The sequence below is a fragment of the Acidisphaera rubrifaciens HS-AP3 genome, from assembly GCF_000964365.1.
GTDB classification, from domain to species: domain Bacteria; phylum Pseudomonadota; class Alphaproteobacteria; order Acetobacterales; family Acetobacteraceae; genus Acidisphaera; species Acidisphaera rubrifaciens.
In genome coordinates this window covers 1-11,609 of sequence record NZ_BANB01000640.1, presented here as the reverse complement: position 1 = coordinate 11,609, position 11,609 = coordinate 1, and the positions used below count along the sequence as shown (strand labels likewise).

Below are 11,609 nucleotides of genomic sequence, written 5' to 3'. Positions count from 1 at the left end.
GCGGGGCGCGCGCGCTGGCTCGACGCGGCGCCGCCGGAGGCGCGCGCGACGCTGCTGCCGAACGGTTGGTTCGAGCAATGGGCGACGGCGACGCTTGCCGACGATCCCGAGGGCGCGGCCGAGGACCCGCCCATCCTGCGCGTCCCCGCGGGCGCGGTGCTCGACGTGCGCGAATACTGGACGGCCGGCCGGCCCGTCTACGACCCGTCCGCGATCCGCGCGCCGGTGCTGCTGGTCCATGCCGAATGGGACGCGGACGTGACGCTCGACCGCACTTCCGCCCTGTTCGCGCGGCTGACCGGCGCGCCCTATCGCCGCTGGGTGGAGATCGGCGCGGGCACGCACATGGTGCTGCTGGAACGCAACCGGGGACAGGCCTACGACGCGATCCGCGCCTTCCTCGACGAGGAGTATCGGCCCGAGGGGGGCTAGCGTCCCTTGAACACGGGGCGGCGTTTTTCGTTGAACGCCGCCACGCCCTCGCGCCGGTCCTCGGTCGGGACCATGCGGTTATAGGCCTCGATCTCGAACAGCATCCCGTCCGCGAGGCTGAGCGACAGGCCGTGATGGATCGCGCGCTTGGCCTGGCGGATGGAGATCGGCGCGTTGGCGGCGATCGTCACGGCGATTTCCAGCGCGGCGTCGGCCAGCGCGTCGGGCTCGCACACGCGGTTGACCATGCCCCACGCCGCCGCCTCCTCCGCCGTCCAGGGCCGGCCGCTGAGGAGCAATTCCTTCGCCCGCCGCTCGCCCACCGCGCGCGCGAGCGTCTGCGTCCCGCCCGCGCCCGGCATGATGCCGAGCGTGACCTCCGGCAGCGCGAAGCGGGCGGTGCGCGCCGCATAGATGAAGTCGCACGCCAGCGCGATCTCGCACCCGCCGCCATACGCCGCCCCGTTGACGGCGCCGACGACCGGCACCGGACAGTCGATCAGCGCGCGCGCCATCCGCTCGAACACCAGATGCTGCGCCTGCCACTGCGCATCCGTCATGCCAAGCCGCTGCTTGAGGTCGCCCCCCGCGCAGAACGCCCGGTCCCCCGCGCCGGTCAGCACCACCGCCCGGCAATGCTCCGGATCCGCCGCCAGCCCGTCGAAGACGTGCAGCAGATCGTGGCCCATCTGCGTGTTCAGCGCATTGCGTGCGTCGGGCCGGTCGAGCGTGACGCGGAGCACGTCAGGGTGCGGGCGGTCGAGGCGGAGGGTGGGGTAGGTGTCGGGCATGGGGGGTTCCGGTGGAGTGGCCAGGGTATCGTAATAACTCGCACCCTTAACGCAGGTGCGAGGACAAGCGGAACCTACTCAGGCAAACATCCTGAAGCAAGGACGCTAGTTTTACGTTCTGCCCCACTTCCCGTCGATTTGGAACCAGCGCTCGGAAATAGAACAATCCTCTGATTTTAAGGTTATTGAATGTGCAGGAATATTCGGTTGATTGGTTACCGCGAGAAAGATCCGACGAGCCTCTTCGACGCTTTCGAAATCAAGGGTCAGAGGCTTGAAGAGAGGTTCATTTTCTCCATCTGGTCTGATCCAGAAAAACTCTAAAGTAAACTTCATAACGAAACGACCTCTACTAGTTGAGCGGTCTAATCTGTGGACCTGGACAGTAGGGCTACAAGCGTCCATCCGTGACGATAGCAGTCGCTGGCGGGACTAGCGAGTAGCGGAGTAGGGTGGGCTTCAGCCCACCGTCACAAGCCCACCGCCACCACCGACCCAACTCCAAACCACGGTGGGCTGAAGCCCACCCTACGCGGCCCGCGTGCTCGCGAACCGCCTATACCTGAACGGCCCCGGATCAACGACCGGCGCATCCCCCGCGACGATATCCGCCATCAGCCGCCCCGCGCCCGGTCCGATGCCGAAGCCGTGCCCGGAAAACCCCGTCGCGACATAGAACCCCGGCAGCGCGTCGATGCCGGAGATCACCGGCACCGCGTCGGGCGTTACGTCGATCAGGCCGCCCCAGCTTTGCGCCACCCGCGCCTGCGCGAACGCCGGGAAGTCGCGGGCGAGCGTGCCCCACACCTCGTCCAGCAGCCGTCGCGTCGGCGCGGGGTCGAGGACGCGCACCTCCTCGAACGGGCTCGCCTCGTCCAGCGACCACCGCCTGCGCACCCGCCACTCGCGCACGAACGCCGCCCCGATGCGAAAGCGCAGCTCGTGCCAGCTCGTCGGGATCGAGGGCGCGAAGTCGCGCAGGAAACGGAAACTGTCTGGCACGATGTCGGCCACGTTGGCGTTGCGCCGCGCGACGGTATAGCCGCCGTCGAGGCGCTTGCGGAACGCAAAGTCGCTGCCGCCCACCGCGCCCTCGGTCGGCCCGTCGAGCGGCGTCGTGCGCAGCACCGATCCCAGCACCTTGAGCTGCGGCAGCACGATACCCGCGTTGCCGCAGAACAGCCGCGACCACGCGCCGCCCGCCAGCACCGCGGCACCGCAATCGATCCGCCCGCGCTCCGTCACCACCGTGCCGACGCGCCCGGCCGTGCGCTCGATCCCGCGCACGGCGCAGTGCTCCAGGATCGCAACCCCCGCCGCCTGTGCGGCGCGGGCGATCGCGGGCACCGCCTGGAACGGCTCGGCGCGCCCGTCGGTCGGGGTGTGGATGCCGCCGGCGAAACGCCGCCGCGCGCCGGGCAGCGCCTCCGCCACCGCGTCGGGGCCGAGCATGCGCGCCTCGATCTGGTATTGCCGCGCGTGATCGAGCCACGCCTCCTGCTTGGCGAGCGCGCGCGCGTCGTCGCACACATACATCGTGCCGGCCGCGCGAAATCCCGTCTCCGCGCCCACGCGCGCGTTCATGCCGCGCCACAGGCGCAGGCTTTCGAGCGCGAGCGGGATCTCTCCCGGATCGCGCCCCATGGTGCGGCACCAGCCCCAGTTGCGGCTGGATTGCTCGCCCGCGATCACGCCCTTTTCGCACAGCACGACGGACAGCGATTTCTCCGCCAGCGACAGCGCCGTGCAGACGCCGATCACGCCGCCGCCGATCACCACTACGTCCGCCCGCGGCGGCAGCGGCGTGTCGCTCTCGCCCGCGTCGCTCTCGATGGTGTCGATCGGCAGCATCGGCGTCTCCGGCCCGCAACGTGGGTTGTCATCACGGATAAGGCAGGGCGCCCGGCCGCGTCAATCCGTGGGAACCAAACTTGCCTGAAGATAAACCGCCGCCGGCGTTTGCGTCCGCGTCCGCGTCCGCGTCAGCCCTCGCGCGGATAGACGATGATCGACAGATAGGTCATCGGCTTGGTGATCAGCCGCTCCGGCCCGTGCAGCGCGGCGGAGTCGAACATAAGCGCATCGCCGGGCCGCAGATGGTAGGTCTGGTCACCGTGGCGGTACACGACCTCGCCGGTCAGCATGTAGATGAACTCCGTGCCGGCATGGTGGAAGCCCGTGTAGGGCTGCGCCTCGTCGTGCAGGGTGATCAGGTACGGCTCGACGACCACCGGCCCGCCGAGTCCGTGGCCGAGCAGGCTGTAGCGATGCCCCACCTTGGTGCCGCGCCGCTCGATGATGACGCCCTGTCCGTCGCGCACGAACGAACAGTCCCGCCGCTCCTCGAACGTCGCGAAGAGCTGCGTGATCGGCACGTTGAGCGCCTTGGACAGCGATTGCAGCGTCGCGAGCGAGGGCGAGATCTGCCCGTTCTCGATCTTCGACAGCATGCCGGTGGAGATCCCGGCCTCCCCGGCTAGCTCCGCGACGGTCAGGTCGGCGCGGCGGCGCAGCGCCCGCACCTGCATGCCGAGCGCCTGTTCGAGCGTGTGCCCGTCCGCCACCGACGCGCCCGACCCGGTGGCCAAGTCGTCGGCCGCCGCGACGCCGCCCGTGTCCCGCGTCGCGCTGCCCTTTGCCATCGCGCGTCCCGTCCCCGCGCGCATCATCGCGCGCCCCGGAAGCCTAGGCCCGCGCGCCCCGCGCTGTCACGCGTTCAGCAATTCAGCGTGGTGTCGCGTTCCCACTGCGTCAGGTGGTTCGTGTAGTCGGTCCATTCCTGATGCTTGAGCCGCGCATAGGCGCGCGTGAAGCTGGCGCCGAGACGGTCGCGCAGCAGCTCCGATCCCTCGAACGCCCGCACCGCGTCCAGCAGGTTGAGCGGCAGCCGGCGCACGTCGCTGACGCGATGGCCCTCGTTGTACATGTCGATGTCGAGCCGCGGGCCCGGATCCCGCGCCGCCGCGATGCCGTCCAACCCGGCCGCCAGCACGCCCGCCTGCAACAGATACGGATTGGCCGCGCCGTCGGCCAGCCGCAGCTCGAACCGGCCGGCGTCGGGGATGCGGATCATGTGCGTGCGGTTGTTGCCGGTGTAGGTGATCGAATTGGGCGACCACGTGGCGCCCGACTGCGTCGGCTGCGCGTTCAGCCGCTTGTACGAATTCACCGTCGGCGCGAGCAGCGCGCACAGCGCCTCGGCATGCGCGACGATGCCGCCGAGGAAGTGATAGCCGACCGACGACACGCCAAGCTCGCCCGCCGGATCGGCGAAGGCGTTGCGCCCGTCCTGCCAGAGCGAGACATGCGCGTGGCAGCCGTTGCCGGTCAGCGTCGGAAACGGCTTGGGCATGAACGTCGCGCGCAGGCCGTGTCGCTCCGCGATCGAGCGCGCCATGAACTTGAAGAAGGCATGCCGGTCGGCGGTGACGAGCGCGTCGTCATACTGCCAGTTCATCTCGAACTGGCCGTTGGCGTCCTCGTGGTCGTTCTGATAGGCGCCCCAGCCGAGTTCCAGCATCGCGTCGCAGATCTCGGTGATTACGTCATAGCGGCGCATCAGCGCGGCCTGATCGTAGCAGGGCTTGGACGCCGTATCGGCCGCGTCCGCGATCGCCTCGCCCTCCGGCGTGATCAGGAAGAACTCGCACTCCACGCCCGTCTTGAGGGTGTAGCCGAGCGTCGCGGCCTGTCCGATCACGCGCTTGAGCGTGTTGCGCGGCCCCTGTTCGACGAGCGTGCCCGCCATATAGAGGTCGGAGGCGAGCCATCCGACCTCGCGCCGCCACGGCAGCTGCACGAGGCTCGACGGATCGGGCACGGCGAGCATGTCGGGATCGGCCGGCGTCATGTCGAGCCAGCTGGCGAAGCCGGCGAACCCCGCGCCGTTCGCCTGCATCTCCGCGATCGCCTGCGCCGGCACGAGCTTCGCGCGCTGGTGGCCGAACAGGTCGGTGTAGGAGATCAGGAAATAGCGGATGCCGCGATCGGCGGCGATGGCGGCCAGATCGGTCTGGCCAGGGTCTGCCGTCGTGGCACTCATGTCCGCCTCGTTCTGCTGTCTGATGGAAGGGCGCGGTGCGGTGTGATCCGGTCGACGCGTCTCAGCCCGGCGCCTTGCCGGGATACCAGTCGGTGCCGGCAAGCGGCAGTTGCGTCATCGCCGCCGCCTCCATGGTCAGGGCGACCATGTCCTCGGGCTCCAGGTTGTGCAGATGGCTCTTGCCGCAGGCGCGCGCGATCGCCTGCGCCTCCATCGTCATCACCGCGAGATAGTTGGCGAGCCGGCGCCCGCCCAGCACCGGATCGAGCCGCGCCGCCAGCGCCGGGTCCTGCGTCGTGATGCCCGCCGGATCGCGCCCCTCGTGCCAGTCGTCATAGGCGCCGGCGGTGGTGCCGAGCGCCTGATACTCCGCCTCCAGCGCCGGCGCGTTGTCACCGAGCGCGATCAGCGCCGCCGTGCCGATCGACACCGCATCTGCCCCCAGCGCCAGCGCCTTGGCGACATCCGCGCCGCTGCGTATGCCGCCCGAGACGACCAGCTGCACGCGGCGATGCATGCCGAGCTCCTGCAGCGCGCGCACGGCGGGGCGTATGGCCGCGAGCGTCGGCAGGCCGACATGCTCGATGAACACCTCCTGCGTCGCCGCCGTGCCGCCCTGCATGCCGTCGAGCACGACGACATCCGCGCCCGCCTTCACCGCCAGCGCCACGTCGTAATACGGCCGGCTCGCACCGATCTTGACGAAGATCGGCTTCTCCCAGCCGGTCAGCTCGCGCAGTTCCTCGATCTTGATCTCCAGGTCGTCCGGCCCCGTCCAGTCGGGATGGCGGCACGCGGAGCGTTGATCGATCCCCGGCGGCAGGTCGCGCATCGCGGCCACGCGGTCGGTGATCTTCTGGCCGAGCAGCATGCCGCCGCCGCCCGGCTTCGCACCCTGGCCGATCACGATCTCGATCGCGTCGCACCGCCGCAGGTCGCGCAGGTTCATGCCGTAGCGCGACGGGAGGTACTGATAGATCAGCGAGCGCGAATGCCCGCGCTCCTCCTCCGTCATGCCCCCGTCGCCGGTGGTGGTGGACGTGCCGGCGATGGTCGCGCCGCGCCCCAGCGCCTCCTTGGCGTTGCCCGACAGCGCGCCGAAACTCATGCCGGCGATGGTGATCGGGATCCTGATCTCGATCGGCGTCTTGGCGTGGCGCGTGCCGAGCACGACGTCCGTCCCGCACCGCTCGCGATAGCCTTCCAGCGGATAGCGCGACATCGACGCGCCGAGGAACAGCAGGTCGTCGAAATGCGGCAGGCGACGCTTCGCCCCGCCGCCGCGTATGTCATAGATACCGGTCGCCGCCGCGCGCTGGATCTCGGCGATGGTCGCGCGGTCGAAGGTGGCGGAGACGCGCGGCGGCGTGCGGGGCGTGTCGGCTGGCATCGGCGCCTCAATAGGCCTGGGCGTTGTCGACATGGAAGTGATACAGCCGCCGCGCCGAGCCGAAGCAGCGGAACGACGCGGCGTCGATCGCGGCCATTCCCGCGCGGTCGAGGAGTGCGGCCACCAGCGCGCGTTCCGCCGCGCCCATCGGCTTCTCCTCGCAATCCGCGCCGAGGCTGCGCACCGCGCCGCGCACGAACAGCCGCGCCTCGTACAGGCTGTCGCCTAACGCCTCGCCCGCGTCGCCGCACACGACGAGGGTGCCAGACTGCGCCATGAACGCGCTCATGTGCCCGACCGACCCACCCACGACGATGTCCGCGCCCTTCAGCGAGATGCCGCAGCGCGCGCCGGCATTGCCCTCGATCACCAGCAGCCCGCCATGCGCCGTCGCGCCCGCAGACTGGCTGGCGTCGCCGCGCACCCGCACGAGGCCCGCCATCATGTTCTCGGCGACACCCGTCGCGGCGTTGCCGTCGATGACGATGCGCGCCCCGTCGTTCATCCCGCCTGCATAGTACCCGACCGGCCCGTCGAGCAGGATGTCCACCGGCGCGCTCACGCCGACGGCGAGCGCGTGCCGCCCGCGCGGGTGGCGGACATGCACCGGCCCGAGATTGCTGTCGCGGCCCAGCGCCTGCAGCCGCGCGTTGAGGTCGCGCACCGTCGCCACGTCGAGGTCGATCACCGTCGCCGCCGTCACGCCGCGCGTTCCCACACATAGACGCGCGCCGCGTCCGGCTCGAACAGCCGTGCCGCCTCGATCCCCGGCAGCCCCGCCAACGCGCGGTACTCGGACGCGAAGGCGACATAATCGCCCGTCTCCGCCATCACCGCCGGCTTGCACGCGATCGGATCGCGCAGCACGCCGAAGCCGGTGCGCGTCGCGACGACGAACGTGTAGAACCCGTCGAGATCATCGAGCGCCGCCGCCAGCGCCGCTTCCAGCGTCATGCCCTGGCGCATCCGCCATGTCAGGTAGCCGGCCGCGACCTCGGTATCGTTCTCCGTCTCGAACGCGAGCCCCTCGCGCCGAAGCGTCCGGCGCAGCGCGTTGTGGTTCGACAGCGAGCCGTTGTGCACGAGGCACTGGTCCGGTCCGGTCGAAAACGGATGCGCGGCCGCCACCGTCACCGCGGATTCGGTCGCCATCCGCGTGTGCCCGATCGCGTGCGTGCCGCGCATCGCCGCCAGGTCGAAGCGCGTCGCGACCTCGGCCGGCAGGCCCACGCCCTTGTAGAGTTCGATGCGCCGCCCGGACGCGACGACCCGCGCCGAGGGTGCCACCCGCGCGATCAGCGCCCGCGCCGCCGCCTCCTGCGCCTCGGGCACCAGCAGGACCGCATGGTCGTCGCGCAGCACGAGGTCGGCATCGCCGCCCTCCAGCCCCGCCGCGACGGCGCGCGTCAGCCCCGGCGCGTCCGCGCCCGCGAGACCGCGCAAAGTCAGTCGCACGCGCGCGTCGCCTGCCGCCATCCCCGGCGCCGCCGCCTCGTCGCCATAGATGGCAAACCCGGTGCTGTCCGGCCCGCGCCCCGCCAGAACGTCGAGCATCCCCGCGAGCAGCGCGCCGAGCGAGCCCTCCAGCGCCGGCGACTTCAGGAACAGCCCGGCAATCCCGCACATGACCCGCGCCCCCAGACGCCAGCGCCCTTGAACAGGCGAAACAGGTAGCAGGGCCGCGGGAGGAACGTCAACTATAGATAATCAAGGTTTCTTCACAGGAAATGCGCGAGAGGCAGCGGCGCACACGTCGCGGGCTGCGCGATTGTCTGCCATGGCACCGCCAATCAACGCAGTCCAACACCGTCCCGACGCGTTCCCGAACGCCTCCGGAAATACCGGAGTTGGCGGCGCCCGATACTCAGGCGTTCGCGGATGGCTGGCGGCGAAGAGCGAGGCGTGCCGCCAGGCTGAGGACAAACACGGCAAGTATGAGGATCAGCGCCCCGCCCCAGGCCTGCTCGTGCCATTCGCGATAGGGCGAGATCGCGTACGTAAAGATCTGCAGCGACAGTTCGGCCATCGGGTTATTCGGATTCAGTTCCCAGAACTGGCTCCCGAACGCCGTGAACAGGAGTGGCGCCGTCTCCCCCGTGACGCGCGCCAGCGCCAGAAGCAACCCCGTCACGATACCCGGGCGCGCGGCGATGAGGGTGCATCGCGCCATGGCCTGGAAGTCAGTCGCGCCAAGGGCAACCGCCGCCTCGCGCATTTCGATCGGCACCATGCGGATGGCGCCTTCCGTGGTCCGCACGATCAGCGGCACCATGAGGATGGCAAAGGCGAATGAGGCCGACATGGCAGAGAAATGCTTGAATGGCGCAACCAGCAGGGCATAGGCGAACACGCCGATCGTGATGCTGGGAACGCTGGCCAGCACATCCGCGCAAAATCGGATCGCGTTTGCCGTGTGTCGATGGCCATACACACCGACATAGATGCCCAGCAGAATACCGATCGGAAAGGCAATGACGGCGGCGATGCCGACAATGATCAGGGTGCCGACGATTCCGTTCGCCACCCCTCCGTCCGGGATGCCGATGGGATGCGGCAGATGCGTGATGAAGGACCAGGAGAGCGCGCCAATTCCCTGCACCACGACGTAACCCATGATCAGCAAGAGAATGACGGCCGTGCCGCCGGCACACAGGGCGGCGCCCGCTGTCCACAATAGTCCTTTGGCACGCCGTGACGATTTGAAAAGTGCGGTTGCCATGGCTTTGCCCTACGCGGAGCGCTGGAGGAGACGCAGCAAGAGACGCCCGGCGCCATTGACGATGACGCTTATCACCAGCAGGAGAAGACCGAGTTCGACCAGGGCGCTTAAGTAGATATTGGTCGTTGCTTCCGTAAACTCGTTCGCGATGACGCTCGCCATCGTATAGCCGGGTGCGAAGAGCGAGACCGATATCGCGGGACGGTTACCGATCACCATCGTCGTTGCGATGGTCTCTCCGAGTGCCCGTCCAAGCGCAAGCATGCATGCGCCGAAGATTCCGGGCCGCAGCGCGGGAAGGATGACTTTCGATACGGCCTCCCACCGCGTGGCGCCGAGCGCGATTGATGCCTCGCGGTAACGCATCGGCATCGCGAGAATGAGATCCCGGGTGACGACCACGATCGTGGGCACGATCATCAGGGCGAGGATGAGCCCCGCCAGGAGCATATTCACGCCGAATATGTTTCCCTGGAATATCGGCAGGAAGCCCAACGTTGCCTGCAGCAACGGGCCAAGCCAGTTCGTCACGAACGGCGCGAGCACGAAAAGGCCCCACAAGCCATAGACGACGCTGGGCACCGCGGCCAGCAGCTCGATCAGCAGCGCCAGGCCCGTAGCCACGCGCCTGGGTGCGAATTCGGCGAGGTATATGCCGGCCAGCACGCCGCTGAAGGCCGCCAGCAGAAGCGCGACCGCCGAGCTAACGACCGTACCGTAAATAAACGGCAGCGCCCCGAACTGACTGGTAACGGGATTCCATTCGCTGCTCCAGAGAAACCCCAGGCCGAACGTTCGGAGTGAGAGCATCGACCCGCGAACCAATTCCTCCACGAGGCCTGCGATCAGCAGCAGAAAAACGACGCAGGACCCGTAGAGGGCAACCGTGAATATCTTTGATGCCAGCCAGTCCGGCTTCTTATGCCGCCGTGTAGGAGTGGTCATCCCGGCCGCGCCGGCGAAGTCCGTTGATGGGGACATGATCTGGCTGCACATCCTGGTGCCGGGACGACCACTGCGGCTGAAGCTACTTCACTTCCATCTGCTCTAGGATGGCTGCGGCGCGCTTCTGGACGTTTTCCGGAAGAGGCACGTAACCAATCGTTTTGGCGATTGGCTGCCCCGTCGTCGCCATCCACTCCATGACCTGCTTCACCAGCGCGCCTCGATGAGGGTCGGACGGCTTCTTGTAGACGAGCGCCCACGAATATCCGCTGATCGGATAGCAGTCCTTGCACGACGTATCGACGATTGAAAAATCCGTCGAACTCACGTCGGGCTTGGTCGCGGCGGCAGCGGCGACGGTCGCGATATCGGGATAGAGATAGCTGCCGGCCTTGTTCTGGAGAAGCGCATAGGTCATGTCGTTCTGGAGCAGATACGCGAGCTCGACATAGCCGATCGCGCCCGGCGTCTGGCGTACCAAGCCCGCCACGCCTTCATTTCCCTTGCCGCCGACGCTGCTCGATGCTGGCCAACTCACGCTCTTCCCGGCACCGACTTTCTGCTTCCAGGCGGGAGAAACGCTGCTCAGAAAATCAGTGAAGATATACGTGGTCCCGGAGCCGTCCGAACGGTGCACGACGGTGATCGGCATCGACGGGAGTTTCATCCCCGGATTCAGGGTGACGATCGCCGGATCGTCCCACTTGCCTATCTTGCCGAGATAGATGTCTGCCACGACTTCGCGCGACAGGTGTAGCCCCTTGGCGATGCCCGGCAAGTTGTAAGCAATGCCCTCGCCGCCCAGCGTGATCGGGATTTGAAGGACCGGGTCCTTGGCTCTCGCCAGCTCCTTGGCGTCCATCGGTACGTCGCTGGCACCGAAATCCACGGTCTTTGCCGTGAACTGCTGGATCCCGCCGCCGCTGCCGATGGACTGGTAATTCACGGTCACGTCGGAATGGGATTCGCTGTAGATATAAAATGCCTTCGAAAAGAGCGGGTAATCGAAGGTCGAACCCGCTCCGGTAATTTGCGTGGCTGCCGATACCGCCGACGCAGTTGCGCCGAACGTCAGCAATCCCGTCAGCACGGTCGCTACTAGACGCATGGGTTCCCCTCTGATTCCCGTCCGAGTGAGTTGGGTTCTAGAGTAACCGAACGCCGGTTGGATGACACGTTGGTGACAGGGGCTTGGTCGTCGCGCGCGCGCGGACCGCGCGCTTCGTGGGGCCGGGCCGTCCGTTGGAGCTGCTCCTGGGCGTACGCGTCTGCGAAGGGCCCGGAACGATC

At 68.0% G+C, this 11,609-nt stretch carries 11 protein-coding genes; 1 reads left to right on the top strand and 10 read right to left on the bottom strand.

Annotated features, from left to right (window positions below; all coding sequences use genetic code 11):
* Window positions 1–432 (top strand): alpha/beta fold hydrolase (locus B8460_RS15730; RefSeq protein ID WP_048862558.1); only part of this gene is annotated, 432 nt, incomplete at its 5' end.
* On the opposite strand, the gene B8460_RS15725 is transcribed toward B8460_RS15730, so the two are convergent.
* The 10 genes from B8460_RS15725 to pstS all read right to left on the bottom strand — a co-directional run bounded on the left by B8460_RS15725 (window position 429) and on the right by pstS (window position 11,409).
* On the bottom strand, window positions 429–1,223 hold the full coding sequence (locus B8460_RS15725; RefSeq protein ID WP_048862557.1) for an enoyl-CoA hydratase/isomerase family protein: 795 nt from the start codon (window positions 1,221–1,223) through the stop codon (window positions 429–431). The two genes, B8460_RS15730 and B8460_RS15725, sit on opposite strands and share 4 nt — an antisense overlap.
* 528 nt (window positions 1,224–1,751) lie before the next feature.
* Window positions 1,752–3,074, bottom strand: a complete 1,323-nt coding sequence (locus B8460_RS15720) for an NAD(P)/FAD-dependent oxidoreductase (RefSeq protein ID WP_048862556.1) — start codon at window positions 3,072–3,074, stop codon at window positions 1,752–1,754.
* A gap of 131 nt (window positions 3,075–3,205) precedes the next feature.
* Window positions 3,206–3,865 (bottom strand): helix-turn-helix domain-containing protein, encoded by a 660-nt coding sequence (locus tag B8460_RS15715; protein ID WP_048862555.1) that lies wholly within the window; start codon window positions 3,863–3,865, stop codon window positions 3,206–3,208.
* Between the two features lie 74 nt (window positions 3,866–3,939).
* Window positions 3,940–5,265 carry a type III glutamate--ammonia ligase gene (gene glnT, locus B8460_RS15710; protein WP_048862554.1) on the bottom strand — a complete coding sequence of 442 codons (1,326 nt, stop codon included), beginning with the start codon at window positions 5,263–5,265 and terminating at the stop codon, window positions 3,940–3,942.
* A 61-nt stretch (window positions 5,266–5,326) separates the two neighbouring features.
* On the bottom strand, window positions 5,327–6,655 hold the full coding sequence (locus B8460_RS15705; RefSeq protein ID WP_048862553.1) for an FMN-binding glutamate synthase family protein: 1,329 nt from the start codon (window positions 6,653–6,655) through the stop codon (window positions 5,327–5,329).
* Between the two features lie 7 nt (window positions 6,656–6,662).
* Window positions 6,663–7,358 carry a protein glxC gene (locus B8460_RS15700; protein WP_048862560.1) on the bottom strand — a complete coding sequence of 232 codons (696 nt, stop codon included), beginning with the start codon at window positions 7,356–7,358 and terminating at the stop codon, window positions 6,663–6,665.
* Entirely contained in the window at window positions 7,355–8,281 is a 927-nt protein-coding gene (locus B8460_RS15695; protein WP_048862552.1) for a class II glutamine amidotransferase domain-containing protein, read from the bottom strand. The genes B8460_RS15700 and B8460_RS15695 overlap by 4 nt, the downstream gene beginning before the upstream one ends.
* A gap of 238 nt (window positions 8,282–8,519) precedes the next feature.
* Window positions 8,520–9,374, bottom strand: coding sequence for a phosphate ABC transporter permease PstA (gene pstA, locus B8460_RS15690; RefSeq protein ID WP_048862551.1), 855 nt, complete (start codon window positions 9,372–9,374; stop codon window positions 8,520–8,522).
* 9 nt (window positions 9,375–9,383) lie between these two features.
* On the bottom strand, window positions 9,384–10,355 hold the full coding sequence (gene pstC, locus B8460_RS15685) for a phosphate ABC transporter permease subunit PstC (RefSeq protein ID WP_199445670.1): 972 nt from the start codon (window positions 10,353–10,355) through the stop codon (window positions 9,384–9,386).
* A 46-nt stretch (window positions 10,356–10,401) separates the two neighbouring features.
* Window positions 10,402–11,409: a phosphate ABC transporter substrate-binding protein PstS gene (gene pstS / locus B8460_RS15680; protein ID WP_199445669.1), complete on the bottom strand. Its 1,008-nt coding sequence runs from the start codon at window positions 11,407–11,409 to the stop codon at window positions 10,402–10,404.
* Between the last annotated feature and the right edge of the window lie 200 nt (window positions 11,410–11,609).

Coding starts and splice junctions, on each gene's coding strand:
- B8460_RS15725 (WP_048862557.1), bottom strand. CDS start 1,223: ATGCCCGACACCTACCCCACCCTCCGCCTCGACCGCCCGCACCCTGAC.
- B8460_RS15720 (WP_048862556.1), bottom strand. CDS start 3,074: ATGCTGCCGATCGACACCATCGAGAGCGACGCGGGCGAGAGCGACACG.
- B8460_RS15715 (WP_048862555.1), bottom strand. CDS start 3,865: ATGGCAAAGGGCAGCGCGACGCGGGACACGGGCGGCGTCGCGGCGGCC.
- glnT (WP_048862554.1), bottom strand. CDS start 5,265: ATGAGTGCCACGACGGCAGACCCTGGCCAGACCGATCTGGCCGCCATC.
- B8460_RS15705 (WP_048862553.1), bottom strand. CDS start 6,655: ATGCCAGCCGACACGCCCCGCACGCCGCCGCGCGTCTCCGCCACCTTC.
- B8460_RS15695 (WP_048862552.1), bottom strand. CDS start 8,281: ATGTGCGGGATTGCCGGGCTGTTCCTGAAGTCGCCGGCGCTGGAGGGC.
- pstA (WP_048862551.1), bottom strand. CDS start 9,374: ATGGCAACCGCACTTTTCAAATCGTCACGGCGTGCCAAAGGACTATTG.
- pstC (WP_199445670.1), bottom strand. CDS start 10,355: ATGTCCCCATCAACGGACTTCGCCGGCGCGGCCGGGATGACCACTCCT.